An 18,746-nucleotide genomic window follows, 5' to 3' on the forward strand; every position below is an offset into this window, starting at 1 on the left:
CCACCCCACCCCGCCGGGCACCTGCACCGCCGAGCAGCTGCACAGCCACGCCTACCGGGGGCCCGAACAGCTCGCCGGCCGGCGGGTCCTGGTCGTCGGCGGCGGCAACTCCGCGATGGACATCGCCGTGGACGCCTCGTACGCGGCCCGGCGCACCCTGCTGTCGCTGCGACGCGGCGTCTGGGTGGTGCCGAAACACCTGCTGGGGCGCCCGTCGGACACCCTCAACGGCGCCCTCGCCCGGCGGCTGCCGTGGCGGCTGCGCCAGCGCATCACCCAGCGGCTGCTCACCGCGACCGTCGGCGCGCCCACCCGCTACGGCCTGCCCGCCCCCACCCACGGCTTCCTCCAGGACCACCCGACGCTGTCCGACGGGCTGCTGTCGCGGCTGACCCACGGCGAGATCGAGCCCCGCCCCGGCATCGCCGGCTTCGACGGAGGGCGGGTCACCTTCACCGACGGCCGCGTCGACGAGGTCGACCTGGTGATCTGGTGCACCGGCTACCGGGTGCAGGTCCCCTTCCTCGACCCCGCGCTGCTCGGCGACGGCGCGGACACCCTGCCGCTGTACCGGCACGTGTTCCACCTCGACGCCCCCGGCCTGACCTTCGTCGGGCTGATGCAGTCCACCGGCGCCGCGTTCCCGCTGGTCGAGGCGCAGGCCAAACTGGTCGCCGCGCAGCTGTCCGGCCGCTACGCGCTGCCCGAGCCGCACGCGCAGCGCGCCGCCTGCCGGGCCGAGCTGCGCGCCGCCACCGCCCGCTGGGGGCAGCGCCGACCGGCCATGCGGGTGGACTTCGACGCGTACCTGGCCGAGCTGAGACGGGAACTGGTCACCGGCGCCCGCCGCGCCCGCGCCACCGGAGCCGCGGCATGAGCGCCCTGCGGGACCGCCGGGTGCTGGTGACCGGGGCCAGCGGCACCTTCGGCCGGCACCTGTGCGCCGCGCTCACCGCCGCCGGGGCACGGGTCGTCGGCGTCGACCGTCAGGCCGACACCGTCGACGGCGTACCGGTGCTCGGCTGCGACCTGACCGACCCCGCTGCCGTGGCACCGACCGTCGCCGCCGCCGTGGCGCGCCTCGGCGGGCTGGACCTGCTGGTCAACAACGCCGGCGTCGGCGGACCCGCCCCGGCGGAACTACCGCCGGGCGAGGTGGTGCGCCAACAGCTGGAGGTGAACCTGCTCGCCGCCTGGCGGACCACCGCCGCCGCGCTGCCCGCCCTGGAGGCCGCCCGCGGCCGGGTGGTCTTCGTCGCCAGCCGGATGGCCCTGCTGCCGCTGCCCCTGGCCGCCGCGTACGGGGTCAGCAAGCGGGCCCTGGTCGCCTACGCCGACGCGCTGCGCCACGAGGTGGGCACCCACGTCGGGGTGAGCGTCGTCTACCCGAGCATGGTCGCCTCACCGATCCACGACAGCACCGCCGACGCCGGACTGTCGCTGCGGGGAGTGTCGCGCCCGGAACCCGTAGCGGGCGTCGTCGCGGCGATCCTGCGTGCCGCCACCGCCCGACGCGCACCCCGCGACGTGGCCACCACCCGGCGCGGGCGCCTCGAACTGGCCCTCGCCCGGCACGCGCCGGCGCTGGCCGACCGGCTCGTGCGCCGTACCGTCGCCGCCCGGGTCGCCGCCGGCGACCTGGACGCCGCGCCGCTGGCCGCCGGGATGCTGCGCCGCCACCGCGCGGGCACCGGCTAGCGTGACCGGCGTGGCTCTCTCCCCATACGTCGCCCGACTGCGCACCCACGTCGGACACGACCTGCTCCTGCTGCCCGGCGTCAGCGCGATCGTGCGCGACGACGCCGGGCGGGTGCTGCTGGCCCGGCGCGCCGACAACGGGCTCTGGTCGGTGCCCGCCGGGCTCATCGACCCCGGCGAGCAACCCGCCGACGCCGTCGTGCGGGAGGTGTACGAGGAGACCGGCGTGCACGTGCGCATCGAGCGTCTCGCCGGCCTCGCCACCCATCCCGTCGTCTACCCCAACGGCGACGTCTGCGAATACCTGAACGTGTGGTTCCGGTGCCGGGCGGTCGGCGGCGAGCCGCGCGTCAACGACGACGAGTCCATCGACGTGGCCTGGTTCGACCCGGGCGACCTGCCCGAGATCAACGAGTGGGTGCGGCTGCGCGTCGACACCGCGCTGCGCGAGGATGCCCCCGTCTGGCACGCCGCGCCCGGCGAACGGCATCCGGCGCTCGACCGACCCGACGCGCTCTGAGCGCGGCCCGCCCGTAGGCGGCCGAGCGCACGGGGACCACCCAGCCCTTCCGTCGGCGGCCGGGCCACCAGGTCACCCCGGCCCGGCCACCGCCCTCTTCCCCGGTGCGCCGAAGGCCACCTCGACCGGCGTCGCCGCCACCAGCTCCACGTCCCGCTCGCCGTACGGGCTGCGCACCCGCAGCCGTTGGGCCACGGGGGAGAGCAGGCGGGCCCGCACCCGCCCGGGAGCCCACGACAGCTCCTCGACGCCGACGCGTCCCCGGCAGGCCACGCCGCGCAGCACCCCGGCGCCCAGGCCGGGCAGCGGGGCCGGCAGCAGCCGCAGCAGCCCCGGGCGGGACTGCACCAGCGCCTCGATCAGCACCGCCGGCAGGGCGTGCGCGGCGTCGGCGTTGTACGTCACCAGGCCCGGGTTGTGCGCGCTCATCAGGGACCGGAAGAACATGTCGTTGCCGAGGATCTTGCACAGGTTCGCGGCGGTCAGGACGCCGTCGTGCAGGCGGGCGGCGGCCAGCGCCCGGTGCAGGCTGCCGTGCGCCGACAGGTTCTCGTCGCCGCGCAGGCTCAGCGCCCGGTGCGCGGCCCGCGCCAGCTCGGGGGTGTCGTCCGGGTCGATCTCGTCCAGCGGCCACACCGGGTAGAGGTGGCTGACGTGCCGGTGCTCGTCGTCGCCCTGGTAGCCGGGCCAGGCCCACTCGGCCAGCGCGCCGCGCCCGTCCACCCGGTACGCGGGCAGCCGCCGCCGCAGCCCCGCCCACCGGTCGACGCCGCTCACCTCGGCGGCGGTACGCAGGGCGTGCCGGGCGGCGGCGATGTCCATGGTGGCGTTCACGGCCACGTGCACCGCCCGCCCCCGCTCGTCGTACGGGCCGGTCTCCGCCGAGTACGACGGCACGAGCACCACCGTGCCCGCCTCGTCGGTGACGGTGAGGACGTCGGCGAAGAAGTCCGCCACCTCCACCAGCCAGCCGGCCACCTCGCCGAGGGGCGCGCCGGTGACCAGATGGTGCTCGTAGAGCGGGTGCAGCAGCCAGTGCGCGCCGGGCAACCACGCCGCGAACGGCCAGTCCTCGTGCAGGTGGAACAGGTGCCCGTGCTCGCCGTCGGTACGGCTCGGCGCCAGCAGGCCCCGGGCGCCGTAGATCGCCCGCGCGTTGCGCCGCCAGTCGTCGACCTGGCCGCGCACCAGGTTCGCGTGCGCGGCGACGACCTCCGGCAGGGCGCCGACGTTCGCGCCGGCCAGTTGCAGGTTCAGGTTGGCGTCGGTGGTGAAGTCGCCGGCCCAGGCGGCGTCCCACGAGCCGAGCCACAGTCCGGTCAGCCGGGGCGGCAGCACCCCGCTGGAGCTGAGCAGCAGGTACCGCCCGGCGTGGAACAGCCGCTCCAGCAACGCCGGGCACAGCGTGCCCGGGTCGGCGTTCTGCGCCGCGATCAGCTCACCCACGGGCAGGTCCCGCTGCGCGGCCGGCACCGCCAGGTCCAGGCTCACCCGCCGGTAGGCGCGCCCGTGCAGCGCCACGTGCCGGGCCAGCAGGCTCTCGTAGTCGGCGCCGGCGTGGGCGGCCAACCGCCCCTCCAGCTCGCCGGTGCGCCACGGCGGCGTGTCGGGCCGGTCCAGCACCGTCATCAGCAGCGCCGGGCCGCGCACCACCACCCGGTCGCCGCCGACCGCCACGTCGCCGCGCAGCAGGGTGAGCCCCTCGAAGCCGTACGCGCCGCCCGCGTCGGGATAGCGGCCCCGCACCCGCAGGAACACCAGGTCACCCCGGCGGTACGCGGCGACGGTGTAGCGCACCGACTCCGGCCGGCCGGGCAGCTCGCCGGTGACACCCACCTCGCAGGCGCCCGCGTCGAGGTGGGTGACCACCAGCGCGTCGGCCCGCGAGACGAACGAGCGCCGCCGCCCGCCCGCCCACTCGACGACGACCTCCCCGGTGCCGAACTCGGTACGCCGCCGGTAGCCGTCGACCGGGCCGGGCGCCACGGCGTCGATGGTGAGGGCGAAGCCGGGATGGAACGACTGCGTCCAGCGCAGCACCCCGTCGCCGGCGAGCAGCCGGCTGGCCTGCGCCCGTCGTCCGGCGAGGATCAGCTCGCGGACGCGCGGCAGCAGGGCGGCCAGTTCGGGCGGCCGGGCGTCGCGGGTGCCGTTGGGCAGGACGAAGCGGTGGTGGTTGACGATGATGCGCTCGGCGTGCGGCCGGCCGTACACCATGATGCCGGCCTCGCCGTTGCCGGAGAGGAAGGCGTCCTCCCAGCGGGTGGCGGGGGCGGTGTCGACGATGCGGTGCACGGCGGGCGGCGGCCCGCCCGTCACCGGCCGGTCCTCGCCGCCGGGGCGAAAGCGGCGGTGCTGTCGCGTACGGTCAGCCGGGGCGGCAGCAGGGTGACCTCCGGCACGGCCTCGCCGTCGAGCTTGCCCATCAGCAGCGCCACGGCCCGCGTGCCGATCTCCTCGGCGGGCACCGGCACGGCGGTGAGCATCGGGTGGGCCTGCTCGGCGAAGCGGTCCGGGCAGACGGCCACCACCGACACGTCCCGCGGCACCCGCCGGCCCAGGGCGGGCAGCGTGGCCAGCACCGGATCCACGGCAGCCTCGTTCTGCACGATCAGACCCGATACGTCGGGGTGGCGTTCCAGCAGGTCGGTGAGGCTGCGGCGGACCGCGACCGCGCCTTCCTCGCAGGGCAGCGTCACCGCGTCGACGCCGTGCCCGGCGGCGGCCTCGACCACGCCGGCGCGGGTACGGTGCGCGAAGCCCGTACCCCGGTCGTAGACGGCGGCCGGCGCGCCGAGCAGCGCCACCCGCCGGTGCCCCAGCCCGGCCAGGTGCGCCACGCACGCCCACCCGGCCCGGTGGAAGTCCAGGTCCACACAGGTCAGGCCGCTGGCGTCGGCGGGCAGACCGATCAGGACGCTGGGCCGGGCCAGCTCCCGCAGCAGCGGCACCCGAGGGTCGTCCAGCTCCACGTCCATGACCAGCACGCCGTCGACCAGGGCGGTGGCGGCGACGCGCCGCAGGCCGGCGGGCCCCTCGTCGGAGGTGACCAGCAGCACGTCGTGGTCGAAGCGGCGGGCGGTGGTGACCACGGCCATGGCGAACTGCATCACCACGGGCACCTGCATCCCGGCGCGCAGCGGCAGGACCAGCGCGATCACGTTGGCCCGGCGGCTGGCCAGGGCCCGCGCGCCGGCGTGCGGGTGGTAGCCGAGCAGCCGGATGCTGGCCAGCACCCGGTTGCGGGTGACTGCGGAGATGGCGCGCTTGCCGCTGAGCACGTACGACACGGTGCTCACCGCGACCCCGGCGTGCCGGGCGACGTCGGCGATGGTCGGCTGCTCCGGCGACGGGCGCCCGCGCGAGCCGCTCACCGCGCCCGCCCCGACGCCGGCACGGCCGCCCGGCCGTCGGCCGTCTCGTCGCCGCGTACGGCGAGGGCGCCGACCAGCCGCACGTCGCGCGCGGAACGTCCGACGAGGACGGTGTGGGTGGCGTCCTCCACCACGCGGCGGCCCCGGGCCTCGTCCCACCAGCTCAGCTCGGCGGTACGCAGCCGCAGCCGCACCACCTGCCGCTGCCCGGGGGCGAGGCTGACCCGGGCGAAGTCCCGCAGCTGGCGCAGCGGCTGCTTGACGCGGGAGCGGCGCTGGCGCGTGTAGAGCTGCACGATCTCCTCGCCGGGACGGTCGCCGGCGTTGGTGACCTCGACGCTCACCTCGACCTCCTCGCCTGCGGTGGCCTCGGCGGCGCTCAATCGGAGGCCAGCGTAGTCGAAGCGGGTGTAGCTGAGCCCGTGGCCGAACGGGTACAGCGGGTCGCCCCGGTGGTACAGGTAGGTGGCGTCGGAGCCGATCACGTCGTAGTCGAGCAGGTCGGGCAGTTCGGCGGCGTCGGCGTACCAGGTCTGGGTGAGCCGGCCGCCCGGCTCGGCGTCGCCCACCAGCACGTCGCCCAGCGCGGTGCCGTGCTCCTGGCCGCCGTGCGACGACCACAGCACCGCCGGCAGGTGCGCCTCGGCCCAGCCGACCGCGTACGGGTAGCTGCTGGTCAGCACCAGTACGGTGCGCGGGTTGGCGGCGTGCACGGCCCGCAGCAGGACCTCCTGCCCGGCGGGCAGGGCCAGGTCGACGCGGTCCTCGGTCTCGCGGCCGTTGACCATCGGGTGGTTGCCCAGTGCCACCACCGCCACGTCGGCGTCGGCGGCCAGGGCGGCGGCCTCGGCGGCCCCGTCGGCCAGCAGCTCCACCGTGAACCGGGTCGCGTCGTCCGGCGTCGGGGCGTCGGCGCGCAGCCGTCCGTGCGCGTCGGCGGCGACGTACCGGCCGGAGGCGAGGTGGTGCAGCAGCACGGTGCCGCCGGGGCCCTCGTGGAGGCGGAAGGTCTCCCGGACCACCCAGCCGCCCGGCCCCGGCCGGTCGTTGGCGAGCAGACCGGCCTCGTCGGCCCCGACGTGGCGGCCGTTGCCCACGGCGCGCAGCGCCACCACGTCGCGTCCCCAGTCGAAGACGTCGAACGCGGCGGCGTCGGCGCCGAGGCTCAGCGGGCCGCCGTCGGGGCTGTCCGGACAGCCGACGTACCGCCCGCCGACGCGCAACGCGATCCGGTCGGCGCCGGGGTGGGTGGTGACGGCGGCCAGCCGCCCGACGAGCCCCTGGTAAGCGGTGACCGCGTACGGCGGGGTGCCGCTGTACCAGTCGGTGTGCACGGCGTCGGCCAGCGGGCCGAGCACGGCCACCCGCAGCGCCGGGTCGGTTATCGGGAGCAGCCCGTCGTTGCGCAGCAGCACGATCGACTGGCGGGCCGCCTCCCGGGCCAGGTCGCGGTGCGCGGGGCGGCCGACGGCGTCCGGGGCGACGCCCGCGAAGGGGTCGTCACCCGGCGGGTCCAGGTCGCCGAGGCGGACCCGGACGGTGAGGATCCGCCGGACGGCGCGGTCCACGTCGGACGCGGTGATCAGCCCCCGCTCGAGCGCCTCGGCGAGCCGCGCGACGGTGGGGGCGCTGTCGGCGTCGTCCTCGGTGAAGCTGTCGATGCCGGCGCGCAGGGCGGCGGCGTAGCCGTCGACGTGGTCGGGCAGGTGGCCCTGCACCCCGGCGATGTTGCCCACCGCGCCGGCGTCGCCGACCACCATCAGCTCTTCGGGCGCAACGCGGCGCAGCTCGTCGGCGATGAGCGGGCTCAGGTGTGCCGGCACCCCGTTGACCAGGTTGTAGGAGGCCATCACGGCCACGGCCGCGCCGGCGGCCAGCGGGGCGCGGAAGGCGGGCAGCTCGTACTCGTGCAGCACCCGGGGGGACAGGTCGCTGGAAGTGGTGGCCCGGTCGGTCTCGTTGTTGTAGCCGAGGAAGTGCTTGACCGTCGGAGCCGTGCGCAGCCGCTGCGGGTGCTCGCCGCGCAGCCCCTCGGCGTACGCGGTGGCGAGCCGGCCGGTCAGCCACGGATCCTCGGACCAGCCCTCCTCGTTGCGTCCCCAGCGGGGGTCGCGCAGCGGGTTGACCACCGGCGCCCAGACGTTGAGGCCGACCCGCTCGGGGTCGGCGTGGTGCTTGGCGCGCACCTCGTCGCCGACGGCGGCGCCGACGGCCCGGACCAGCTCGGGGTTCCAGCTGCTGGCGAGGCCGAGCGCCTGCGGGAAGACGGTGGCCTCGCCGAGCCACGCCACCCCGTGCAGCGCCTCGGTGCCGGTGCGGAACGGGGGCAGGCCGAGCCGGGGCACGGCCGCCTGCCACTGGTGCAGCAGGCCGAGCTTCTCCGGCGTGGTGAGCCGGCCCAGCAGGTCGTCGACGAGGGCGTACGGGGCGGGGGCGCGGTGGTGGGTCATGGGTCGGGTCGCCTTCCGTGGGTCCGCCCGACGCCCGTGTCGAAGCGCTTCGACGAAGGGTGGCGCGAGCGGCGTCGCGGTGTGAGGGGGGATGGCGGTCGCCGGCCCGGAAGCGGTGAAGCGCTTCGACGACTGCCCGAGACATGCCGCCCGGGTGCCCGAACCACGAGGCGGCGGTTCGAGGTTGGCACCCCGGGCCGGTGGCGGTCAAGGCCCGGCCGGCCCGGGCATCACGCGGCGGGCAGCCGTCCCGACTCGACGGCGGCGAGCGCGGCGGTGGCGCCACCGAGCGCGGTGGCCGCCGAGTCCAGGGTGGAGGCGTCGAGCAGGCAGCCGCCCGCGGTCGGGGCGTGGGTGCGCGCGGCGAACTCCGCCCGGGCCGCCGGCAGCAGCCAGGGGGCCAGGGTCGCGAAGTGCCCGCCGACCACGACGGCCTGCGGGTTGAGCAGGTTGGCCAGCACGGACGCGACGTGCCCGAGGTGGCAGCCGACGTCGGCCAGCCCGGCCAGGACGGCGGGGTCGTCCTGGCGGGCCAGCGCCTGGATCCGTTCGATCTCGGGCAGGAAGTCGGTGACCGGCCCGTCCTGTCGGGTGTCGGGCAGGAGGCGGCCGACCACCGCCGGCAGCCCGGCGTACGCGACCAGGCAGCCGCGCCGCCCGCAGGCGCAGCCGGGGCCGGCCGGGTCGAGCGTGAGGTGCCCGACCTCGCCGGCGAACCCCCGTGCGCCGCGCAGCAGCCGGCCGTCGGCGACGATCCCCGCGCCGACCGAGGCGCCGCCGGTGAGGTGCACGAGGTGGGAGGTGCCGGCGTACGCGCCGTGGCGGTGCTCGGCCAGGGCGGCGAGGTTGGCGTCGGTGTCGACGTCGACGGCGAGGTCGGGCTCGCGTAGCGCGGCGCGCAGGTCGGCGGCGAGAGCCACGTCCTGCCAGCCCAGCGCGGTGGCCCGGGGCACGGCGCCGTCGGCGTCGACGAGGCCGGGCACGCCCACGCTCAAGCCGAGGACGCGGCGGCCCTGCCCGGTCAGCCGGGTGATCGCCCGGCGGGCCAGGGCCGCCAGCGCGCGTACGGTCTCGGCGGGGGAGGACGACGGCGCGGCGAAGGCCCGTCGCCAGGTGAGCAGGCGGGTGCCGGCCAGGTCGGTGGCGAGCACCACCAGTTCGTCGGCGCCGATCTGCATGCCCAGCGCCGCGTACGGGGCGCCGTCGAGGACGAGCATCGTCGCGGGGCGGCCGACCCGGTTCTCGGTCAGCCCGGTCTCGCGCAGCAGTCGCCGCTCGACCAGCTCACCGACCAGGCTGGACACTGTGGCCTTGTTCAGCCCGGTGTGCGCCGCGATGTCGGCGCGGGAGCAGGGTGCGTGCCGGCGGACGTGGCGCAGCACGACGGCACGGTTGGCCGTCCGGACGTCGCCGAGGTCGCTCGGCCGCGGTTCGTTGTGGCTGCTGATCACGATCTGTCCGCTCCTTGGGCGACGGTGCGAGATCCCGGTGGTGCCGCGCCCCATCATCGCGTACGTCGCGGTGGCCGCTGTCTTGTGGGACGGATCACCGTCGATTAGTTTGTTCGGCTAGAACCCCAACTAATTCTAGCCGCACCCGCGCGGTCCGCGATACCGCCACCGAAGACGAAGGGAGTGCGCCGTGAAGCCGTCCCCGCCGGGCGCATCCACCGACCGCCGGTCCCTGCTGCGCCTGCTCGGCCTCGGCGCCGCCGCGACGATGGGCGGCGCCACCCTGGCCGGTTGCAGCAAGCAGGCCGGCAGCAGGGGCAGCGCCACCAAGGCCGACGCCATCCGCGCGGCGCTGCCCACCCACAAGCCGGCCCAGCTGCTCCCGCCCGACATCCCCGGGCAGGGGCCGATCCCCGACGGCTACCTCAGCTATCCCCGCACCCTCGTCGACGCCGTCACCGAGCAGCCCGGCCGGGGTGGCGCGCCGATCCGCACGATGAGCCCGTGGTGGGGGCCCGCCCCGCCCACGGTGGGCCGCAACTCCTACCTCGCTGCCGTCAACGCCCGGCTGGGCGTCGAGGTGCACCCGAGCCTCCAGGACGGCAGCACGTACGCCGACAAGCTCAACGCGATGCTCGGCGCCCGCGACGTGCCGGACCTGCTCAGCGCGCCCAATTGGGAGGTCGACAAGGTCGCCAGATTCTCCGACGCGGTCAAGGCGCTGTTCGAGGACCTCACCGACCACCTCAAGGGCGACGCCGCCGCGAAGTACCCCTACCTGGCCGCCCTGCCCACCGGCGCCTGGGAGTACTCGGTCTGGGGCGGGCGGCTGTACGCGGTGCCGTTCCCGACCGACGGGCCGTTCGCGTACGCCCTGTTCCACCGCGCCGACCTGCTCGCCCCGGCCGGCCTGGCGGCGCCGACGTCCCCCGAGGAGCTGCACGAGTTCGGCCGCAAGGCCACCGACCCCGCCAAGGGGGTGTGGGCCTTCGGCAGCGTCTTCGAGATGGTGCAGCAGTTCTTCGGCTGCCAGCAGACCTGGCGCAAGAAGCCCGACGGCGGCCTGGAGCACAAGTTCGAGAACCCGGCCTTCGCCGCCGCCCTGGAGTTCACCGCCAAGCTGTTCGCCGACGGGCTCGTGCACCCCGACACCGTGGCCAGCAAGGGCGCCGACGAGAAGCAGCTGTTCAAGGCCGGCAAGATCCTCATGTACCAGGACGGCCTCGGCGCCTGGCAGGGCATGCAGGGCGAGCGGGTCAAGCAGCTGCCGAGCTTCGACATGCAGCCGCTGCCGGTCTTCGGCGTCGCCGGGGCGCAGGCGGTCGTCTGGGGCAGCGAGAAGCCCATCTTCTTCACCTTCGTCAAGAAGGGCCTGGGCCCCGAGCGCGTCGACGAGCTGCTGCGGGTGCTCAACTGGTGTGCCGCACCCTTCGGCAGCCGCGAGTTCGAGCTGCGCGAGTTCGGCGTGGAGGGCAAGCACTTCACCCGCGCGGCCGACGGCAGCCCGGTCCCCACCGAGCTGGGCCGCAAGGAGTTGGGCGCGCAGTACACCCACATCGGCGGCCGGGTCCCGGTCAAGGTGCGCAGCGGCGACACCCCCGACTACGTACGCGACTACCTGGGCTACTACCAGAAGAACATCGCCCTCATGGAGAAGGACCTGTTCGCCGGCATCAAGCTGGAGCTGCCCGCCAACTGGTCGAAGATCATCCAGCCGACCGACGACAAGATCCGTGACATCCTGCGGGGCCGCCGTCCCGTCGGCGACCTGGCGCAGGTCCGCAAGGAGTTCCTCGCCGCCGGTGGCGAGGAGGGGCGCGCGTTCCACGAGAAGGCGCTCGCCGACAACGGCCGATGAGCGCCCCGGTCACCACCGACGCCCCGGCGCCCGGCGGCCAGGCCCCGCCCGCCGGCCGTACGCCCCCGGTGCGGGCCCGGCGCGGCCTGCGCGACCGGCTGCGCCGGGACTGGCCGCTGCTGGCGATGACGGCGCCGGCGGCGGCGCTGCTGCTGGTCTTCCACTACCTGCCGACGCTGGGCAACGTCATCGCCTTCCAGGACTACAACCCGTTCGTCGGCGACGACCCCGTCGAGGCGTTCTGGCACAGCGAGTGGATCGGCTTCGGCAACTTCGAGGCGCTCTTCGGCGACCCGCTGTTCTGGGACGCCGTGCGCAACACCCTGACCATCACCGCGTTCCAGCTCGTCTTCTTCTTCCCGCTGCCGATCCTGCTGGCCATCCTGCTCAACAGCCTGGTCTCCGCGCGGCTGCGCGGCTTCGTGCAGAGCGTGGTCTACCTGCCGCACTTCTTCAGCTGGGTGCTCGTGGTCACGTTCTTCGTGCAGATGCTCGGCGGGGCCGGGCTGCTGGCCCAGGAGATGCGCGAGGCCGGCATGCAGCCGTTCGACGTCATGACCAACCCGGACACCTTCATCGTGCTGGTCACCGCCGAGGCGGTGTGGAAGGACATCGGCTGGGGCGCCATCGTCTTCCTGGCCGCGCTCGCCGCGATCGACCCCAACCTCTACGAGGCGGCGGCGGCCGACGGCGCGGGCCGGTGGCGGCGGCTGTGGCACATCACCCTGCCGGGCCTGCGCCCGGTGATCGTGCTGCTGCTCATCATGCGCCTGGGTGACGCGCTGTCGGTCGGCTTCGAGCAGTTCATCCTGCAACGCGAGGCGGTCGGCCGGGAGGCCGCGGAGGTGCTGGACACGTTCGTCTACCACCAGGCGATCAGCACCCAGCAGTGGGGCCTCGGCGCCGCCGCCGGGCTGTTCAAGGCCGTCATCGGGCTGGTGCTCATCCTCACCGCCAACAAGGTGGCGCACCGGCTCGGCGAGCAGGGGGTGTACGCCAAGTCATGACCGCGCAACTCGGTGGCGCCGCGGTGGCGCCGACCCGCCCGGATCCGCACCCGCGACGACGGTCGCGGCGCCCCGCCTGGGAGGAGCCACCCACGGTGCCGGGCACCGTGGCCAAGGCGGTGGTGCTCACGCTGCTGGTCGCGGCCGTGCTCGTGCCACTGTGGGCGGTGCTGGTGACCAGCCTCGCCTCGCGGGACACGATCGACGCCGCGGGCGGAATGGTGATGGTGCCCCGCGAGATGGACCCGTCGGCGTACGTGACCATCTTCAGCGGCGGCCAGATCAGCCGGGCGGTGTGGATCAGCACCCTCGTCACGGTGCTCGGCACCACGGTGAGTCTGGTGCTCACCGTGCTGGCCGCGTACGGGCTGTCGCGACCCGGGTCCGTGGGGCACCGGGGGCTGCTCTTCTTCTTCCTGCTGACCTTCCTGATCTTCCCCGGCCTGGTGCCCAGCTACCTGGTGGTCACCGGCCTCGGGCTCAAGGACAGCATCTGGTCGCTGATCCTGCCCAGCGCGATCAGCGTGTTCAACCTGGTGGTGATCCGGGCGTTCTTCATGAACGTGCCCGGCGAGCTGCTCGACAGCGCCCGCATCGACGGGGCGGGGGAGTTGCACATCCTGCTGCGCATCGTGCTGCCGCTGTCCAGGGCGGTGATCGCCGTCGTCGGCCTCTTCTACGCGGTCGGCTACTGGAACGCCTACTTCAACGCGGTGCTCTACATCGACGACAACGACAAGTTCCCGATCCAACGGGTGTTGCAGAGCTACATCCTCGCCGGGCAGTCGCCGAACGTGTCCGGGGCGGCGGTCAGCCTGCCCGGCGTCACCGCGTACCCGCCGACGCTGGCGGTGAAGATGGCGGTGGTGGTGGTGACCGTGATCCCCGCGGTGGTCGTCTACCCGTTCGTGCAGCGGCACTTCACCAAGGGCGTCATCACCGGCGCGGTGAAGGGCTGAGTGGTCCCGTGCGGCGCCCGACCCGTGGCGGGTCGGGCGCCGCCGCACCTCAGGTGGGATCGGGCAGCCACGCGTCGAAGGGAGCCGGGGGCACCGGCTCGCCGTTGAGCAGCAGCCGGTCGGGGGTGTCCGCGCCGGCCACGCTGACGCGCGTCACCCGTAGCGGTCCGTCGGTGTCCACGCGCAGGGTGCCGCCGTCGCGTACGGCCGTCACGACGGTGTCGCCGTCGACGTCGTGCAGCACCGCGCGGGCGTCGACGGCGCCCCAGCTCACGATCGTGACGTCGGCGAACGGCCCGTCGCCCACCGTGTCGCCCGGCGCGACCACCGGTACGAGCACGCCGTGGCGGACGTAGAGCGGCAGCCGGTACGCCGGTACGTCCACCCGCAGGTGCCGCCCGCCCGGGTGCCGCTCGCCGGTGGCCGCGTCGATCCAGTCGTCGCCCACCGGCAGGTAGACGTCGCGCCGCCCGGACGGGTCCGTGACGGGCGCGACCAGCAGGTCGGTGCCGAGGCGGTACTGCAGGTCGGTGGTCCAGGCCGTCGGGTCGTCGGGGGTGTCCACCAGCAGCGCGCGCATCATCGGCGCCCCGTCGGCGGCCGCGCGCACCGCCACCGACCACAGGTACGGCATCAGCCGGTAGCGCAGCCGCAGGGCGGCGACCGCGTCGCGTTCGGTCTCGGCGGGGAAGTCCCACGGCAGGCGGCTGGTGGTGCCGTGCAGACGCACCAGCGGCGACAGCGCGCCGAACTGGGTCCAGCGCACGTAGAGCTGCGGCGTCGGGGTGCCGTGGAAGCCGCCCGTGTCGTGGCTCCAGAACGGCACGCCGGACAGTCCGTGCGACAGCCCGCCGCGCAGCGTGCTGGCCAGCCCCGGCCAGGTGGCGTTGACGTCGCCGCTCCACTGGGCGCTGTGCCGCTGACCGCCCAGGTACGACGAGCGGGCCCACACGGTGCGGTGCCCGGCGACCTCCTCGGTGACCCGGGCGACGACGTCGTTGAACAGCAGCGCGTACACGTTGTGCAGCTCGACGCCGGTCATGCCGTTGTGGGCGACGGCGTCGACGGGCACGCCCTCGGCGAAGTCGGTCTTGAACACCGCCACCCCCTGCTCCAGCAGGGGCCGGAGCAGCCCGGCGAACCACTCGACGGCGGCCGGGTTGGTGAAGTCCACGATGGCGCTGGCCGGGTGGCTGCCGTGCCAGACGTCGGCGACGTACGGGCTGCCGTCGGCGTGGCGCAGGAAGTAGCCGGCCTCGGCCGCCTCGGCGTAGAGCGGGCTGTCGGTCATCAGGTACGGGTTCATCCACAGGCAGACCCGGAAGCCCTGCCCCGCGAGGGTGTGCAGCATCGCCGTCGGGTCGGGGAACGCCTCGTCGTCCCACCGCAGGTCCGACCAGCGGCCGGCGACCTGCCAGTAGCAGTCCAGGTGCAGCACGTCGCACGGGATGCCCCGCTCGCGCAGCAGGCGGCCCCGTTCGAGCACCCGTTCCTGCGAGTCGGGGAAGAAGCCGGAGGAGACCCAGGCGCCGAACGCCCACTTCGGCGGCAGGTACGGCCGGCCGGTGAGCCGGTCGAAGCGGTCGAGCACCTCGGCCGGGGTCGGGCCGGCCAGCACGTAGTAGTCGAGCAGGTCGTCGGGCACCAGGAGCTGCACGCTGCTGTGGGTGGACTGGCAGACGTCGAACTGCACCGGCAGCCCGCTGTCGACCAGCACCCCGTAGCCCCGGTCGGACAGGTAGAACGGCACGTTCTTGTGGGAGCGGTCGGACTCGCCGCCGAAGGCGTCGAAGTTCCACATCAGCGCCCGCTGCCCCCGCTTGTCCAGCGGGGTGAACTTCTCGCCGAAGCCGACGAAGCGTTCGTCGCCGGGGGCGACGAAGCTCTCGTGCCAGGCACCGGGGGTGCCGTCGGTGGTGGAGCGGCCGAACGGCAGGGTGCGCCGCCGGCCGCTGATGTCGCGGGTGCCCCGGTCCTGCTCGAGCAGCAACCGTCCGTCCGGGCCGAGGAAACGCAGGTGCCACGGGTCGAGCCGGATCTCGGCGACCACGGCGCCGGCGTCGACGCGGACGTGGGCGTCGTCGACGGTGACGGTGGCGGGGTGGGTGCCGGGGTGCACCAGTGGCAGCGCCCGGGCGCTGCGGCTGCGCGCCTGCGGGTCGTCGGCCAGGCGTACGCGGATGACCCCCTCGCCGGCGGCGTCGACGCGCAGCGCCATGCTCGCGCCGTCGGAGAGCGCGGCCTTGAACGTCACCCCGTGCGGGCCGGTCGCGACGACCTCGGCCCGGCCGACCACGGCGGCCCCGTCCTCGCCGGGACCCCGCACCGGCAGGTCGGGTGGGTCGGCCACGAACGTCTCGTACGGCACCAACGGCGGTCGGTAGGGCATCGGGGTCTCCTCCAGGCTGGTTCCGACGGCCTCGCCAGTTTCTTTGGCTTCCCAACTAACTGTCAACGATGACCTTCGCTGCGCTACCGCCGCCTCGCCGTTGACAGGCGAAAACCAGATCCATATTTTGGATGCCTCTCCAACAAATTGGCGGTGGGCGATGTGGGGTGCCGGTGCGCTGCGCTACGGCGGCGACTACAACCCCGAGCAGTGGCCGGCCGAGATCTGGCGCGAGGACGTCGCCCTCATGCGCCGCGCCCGGGTCAACCTGGTCACCGTCGGAGTGTTCGCCTGGTCGCGGCTCGAGCCGGAGCCCGGCCGGCACACCTTCGACTGGCTCGACCAGGTGCTGGACCTGCTGCACGACGGCGGCATCTCCGTCGCCCTGGCCACCCCGACGGCGTCGCCCCCGCCCTGGTTCTCGCTGGCGCACCCCGACGCGCTGCCGGTGACCGCCGACGGCGTACGCCTGCACCACGGCAGCCGGGACACCTACTGCGCCGCCGCGCCCGCCTACCGGGCCGCCGCCCGGGCAATCGCCGCCGTCCTCGCCGAGCGCTACGCCCACCACCCGGCCCTCGCGCTGTGGCACGTGCACAACGAGTACGGCACCACCTGCCACTGCGCCCACACCGCACGGGCGTTCCGGCGCTGGCTGGCCGAGCGGCACGGCGGCCTCGACGCCCTCAACGCCGCCTGGGCCACCAGCTTCTGGAGCCAGCACTACACCGACTGGTCGCAGGTCGACACCCCACGCGCCACGCAGTACCTGGCCAACCCGGGACACCTGCTGGACTTCCGCCGCTTCTGGTCCGACACGCTGCTCGCCGCGTACGCCGAGCAGCGCGACCTGCTGCGCGCCGCCAACCCGGCGATCCCGATCACCACCAACCACGTCCTCGGCGACTGGGTGCCCGTCGACCACGCCCGCTGGGCCGCCGAGGTGGACATCGTGGCGATCGACCACTACCCGGACGCGGTCGACGGCGGCGCCGAGGAACAGAGCGCCCTCGCCGCCGACCTGGCCCGGGGCTGGGCCCGCCACGGCGCCGGCGGCGACCGGTCGGCGCCGTGGCTGCTGATGGAGAGCGCCCCGAACCAGATCCACACCGGCGGTCGGATGCACGCCAAGGAACCCGGCCGGATGACCCGGCACAGCCTGTCGCACGTCGCGCGTGGCTCGCGGGGGGTCATGTTCTTCCAGTGGCGGGCCCCGGCGGGCGGGGCGGAACGCTTCCACTCCGCCCTGGTGCCGCACGCCGGCCCGGACACCCGCGTGTTCCGGGAGGCCGTCGACCTCGGCGCGACGCTGGAGCGGATCTCGGAGGCGAACGAGGGCACCGTCGACGCCGACGTCGCGATCGCCTGGGACGCCGCCAGCGGCTGGGCCCTGGGTCACCCGGGGATGCCGTCGCCGCACCTCGACCATCGCGACGAGGTGTCCGCCGCGCACCGGGCGCTGTGGCGGGCCGGCTTCGGGTGCGACGTGGTGCTGCCCGGCGACCGGCTCGACGCGTACCGGCTGCTGGTGCTGCCGGCGCTCTACCTGGCCTCCGACGCCACCGCCGACTGGGTGGGCGGGTACGTGCGCGGTGGCGGCCACCTGCTGGTGACGTGGCTCAGCGGGGTCGCCGACGAACACGCCCGCGTGCGCCTCGGGGGGCACCCCGGGGCGCTGCGCGACGTGCTGGGCGTACGGGTCGAGGAGCTGCACCCGCTCGCCGACGCCCAGACGGTGCCCCTGTCGGGCGGCGGGACCGGCCGCCTGTGGGCCGAGACGGTACGCCTCGCCGGCGCGCAGCCGGTGGACACGTACGCCGACGGCGTGCTCGCCGGGCTGCCGGCGGTGACCCGCCACCGCTTCGGCGCCGGCACGGCCTGGTACCTGTCCACCCGACCCGACGACGTCACCTATCGACGGCTGCTGTCGGACGCGGCGCGGGCGGCCGGCGCGTCACCCGTCTGCCCGACCGCCCCGGCCGGGGTGGAGGCGGTCCGCCGACGCGGCGCCGGGGCGAGCTGGCTGTTCCTGCTCAACCACACCGACCGGCCGCAGCGGGTCCCGGCGGCCGGAATCGACCTGCTCACCGGCGCGACGGTCGACGCACAGGTGCACCTGCCCGCCGGGGGCGCCGCCGTGCTCCGGGAGAGCGACGCCGCCGGCCGCCGTGGCGCCCCGGATCGCGCCGACGGCTGACCACCCGGTCGGCGACTACCGACGCCGGTCCCGGCGCACGGGTGTCCGCCGCGCCGTCGGCGGCGGGCCCGGGGCGGGCACAGTCAGGGCAGGGCGACGGCGGCGCGGGAGCGGTCGGCGGCGATGCGCACCGCCAGCCCCGCCAGCACCGTGCCCATCACCAGTCGCTGCACCCGCAGCCAGAGCGGCCGGCGCGCGAAGAACCCGGCGAGCGAGCCGGCGCTGAGCACGATCAACCCGTTCACCGTCAGCGCCACCGCGATCTGGGTCGACCCCAGCAGCAGGCTCTGCGCCGCCACGTGACCGCGGGCCGGGTCGATGAACTGCGGCAGCAGCGACACGTAGAGGATCGCGATCTTGGGGTTCAGCAGGTTGGTGACCAGGTCCATCGTGAACAGCCGCCGCGCCCCGTCCGGCGGCAGCGGCTGCGGGGCGAACGGCGACTGCCCGCCCGGGCGCAGCGCCTGCCAGGCCAGCCACAGCAGGTACGCCGCGCCGGCCAGTTTGACCGCCGTGTAGAGGGCGGGCACCAGCACGAACACCGTGGCGATGCCGGCGACCGCGGCGGCCAGGTAGACGCCGAATCCGGCGGCGACGCCGAGCAGCGACACCAGCCCCGCCCGTCGCCCCTGGGTCACCGACCGCGACACCAGGTAGACCATGTTCGGGCCGGGGGTCAGCACCATCCCCAGCGCCACCAGCGCGATACCCACCAGCGCACCCGTACCGACCATGTCGCCCCCCGTTCCGCCCCGACCCTACGCCGTACGCCGCCGCGCCGAGGACCCGTATCCGCGCGCCCCGGCGTGCGATCGCCCGCCCCCACCGCTCGCGCGGCAACGG

Annotated in this window: 13 protein-coding genes; 7 read left to right on the forward strand and 6 right to left on the reverse strand. The window is 75.0% G+C overall.

Annotated elements, in window-relative coordinates; translation table 11 throughout:
* Nucleotides 1–88: 88 nt before the first annotated feature.
* The 3 genes from CLT72_RS32540 to CLT72_RS05770 are packed head-to-tail and all read left to right on the forward strand — an operon-like array spanning nucleotide 89 to nucleotide 2,218.
* Nucleotides 89–877 (forward strand): NAD(P)/FAD-dependent oxidoreductase, encoded by a 789-nt coding sequence (locus CLT72_RS32540; protein WP_486484363.1) that lies wholly within the window; start codon nucleotides 89–91, stop codon nucleotides 875–877.
* Nucleotides 874–1,698, forward strand: a complete 825-nt coding sequence (locus CLT72_RS05765; RefSeq protein ID WP_101409846.1) for an SDR family NAD(P)-dependent oxidoreductase — start codon at nucleotides 874–876, stop codon at nucleotides 1,696–1,698. Before CLT72_RS32540 ends, CLT72_RS05765 begins: the two co-directional genes overlap by 4 nt.
* A 10-nt stretch (nucleotides 1,699–1,708) precedes the next feature.
* Nucleotides 1,709–2,218, forward strand: coding sequence for an NUDIX hydrolase (locus CLT72_RS05770; protein ID WP_101414960.1), 510 nt, complete (start codon nucleotides 1,709–1,711; stop codon nucleotides 2,216–2,218).
* A 72-nt stretch (nucleotides 2,219–2,290) separates the two neighbouring features.
* On the opposite strand, the gene CLT72_RS05775 is transcribed toward CLT72_RS05770, so the two are convergent.
* From CLT72_RS05775 to CLT72_RS05790, 4 genes are all read right to left on the reverse strand, one after another.
* Nucleotides 2,291–4,537 carry a glycosyl hydrolase family 95 catalytic domain-containing protein gene (locus tag CLT72_RS05775; RefSeq protein ID WP_250101049.1) on the reverse strand — a complete coding sequence of 749 codons (2,247 nt, stop codon included), beginning with the start codon at nucleotides 4,535–4,537 and terminating at the stop codon, nucleotides 2,291–2,293.
* Nucleotides 4,534–5,592 carry a LacI family DNA-binding transcriptional regulator gene (locus CLT72_RS05780; RefSeq protein ID WP_101409847.1) on the reverse strand — a complete coding sequence of 353 codons (1,059 nt, stop codon included), beginning with the start codon at nucleotides 5,590–5,592 and terminating at the stop codon, nucleotides 4,534–4,536. The genes CLT72_RS05775 and CLT72_RS05780 overlap by 4 nt, the downstream gene beginning before the upstream one ends.
* Entirely contained in the window at nucleotides 5,589–8,042 is a 2,454-nt protein-coding gene (locus tag CLT72_RS05785) for a glycoside hydrolase family 3 C-terminal domain-containing protein (RefSeq protein ID WP_101409848.1), read from the reverse strand. Before CLT72_RS05785 ends, CLT72_RS05780 begins: the two co-directional genes overlap by 4 nt.
* Nucleotides 8,043–8,272: 230 nt before the next feature.
* Entirely contained in the window at nucleotides 8,273–9,493 is a 1,221-nt protein-coding gene (locus tag CLT72_RS05790) for an ROK family transcriptional regulator (RefSeq protein ID WP_250101051.1), read from the reverse strand.
* A gap of 190 nt (nucleotides 9,494–9,683) precedes the next feature.
* Between CLT72_RS05790 and CLT72_RS05795 the strand changes: the two genes are divergently transcribed.
* Genes CLT72_RS05795 through CLT72_RS05805 form a run of 3 tightly spaced genes read left to right on the forward strand, consistent with a single transcriptional unit; the run spans nucleotide 9,684 to nucleotide 13,317 of the window.
* Nucleotides 9,684–11,351 (forward strand): extracellular solute-binding protein, encoded by a 1,668-nt coding sequence (locus CLT72_RS05795; protein ID WP_101409850.1) that lies wholly within the window; start codon nucleotides 9,684–9,686, stop codon nucleotides 11,349–11,351.
* Nucleotides 11,348–12,358: an ABC transporter permease gene (locus CLT72_RS05800; RefSeq protein WP_101409851.1), complete on the forward strand. Its 1,011-nt coding sequence runs from the start codon at nucleotides 11,348–11,350 to the stop codon at nucleotides 12,356–12,358. Before CLT72_RS05795 ends, CLT72_RS05800 begins: the two co-directional genes overlap by 4 nt.
* Complete coding sequence (locus CLT72_RS05805) at nucleotides 12,355–13,317, forward strand: carbohydrate ABC transporter permease (RefSeq protein ID WP_250101052.1); 963 nt, start codon at nucleotides 12,355–12,357, stop codon at nucleotides 13,315–13,317. Before CLT72_RS05800 ends, CLT72_RS05805 begins: the two co-directional genes overlap by 4 nt.
* Nucleotides 13,318–13,366: 49 nt before the next feature.
* On the opposite strand, the gene CLT72_RS05810 is transcribed toward CLT72_RS05805, so the two are convergent.
* Nucleotides 13,367–15,706: a TIM-barrel domain-containing protein gene (locus CLT72_RS05810; RefSeq protein ID WP_101409852.1), complete on the reverse strand. Its 2,340-nt coding sequence runs from the start codon at nucleotides 15,704–15,706 to the stop codon at nucleotides 13,367–13,369.
* Nucleotides 15,707–15,866: 160 nt separating this feature from the next.
* On the opposite strand from CLT72_RS05810, the gene CLT72_RS05815 reads away from it, so the two are divergent.
* Nucleotides 15,867–17,903: a beta-galactosidase gene (locus CLT72_RS05815; protein ID WP_101409853.1), complete on the forward strand. Its 2,037-nt coding sequence runs from the start codon at nucleotides 15,867–15,869 to the stop codon at nucleotides 17,901–17,903.
* Between the two features lie 83 nt (nucleotides 17,904–17,986).
* Here the strand turns inward: CLT72_RS05815 and CLT72_RS05820 are convergent, their stop codons facing one another.
* On the reverse strand, nucleotides 17,987–18,637 hold the full coding sequence (locus CLT72_RS05820; RefSeq protein ID WP_101409854.1) for a LysE family translocator: 651 nt from the start codon (nucleotides 18,635–18,637) through the stop codon (nucleotides 17,987–17,989).
* Nucleotides 18,638–18,746 lie beyond the last annotated feature (109 nt).

This window comes from Micromonospora sp. CNZ309 (assembly GCF_002846525.1).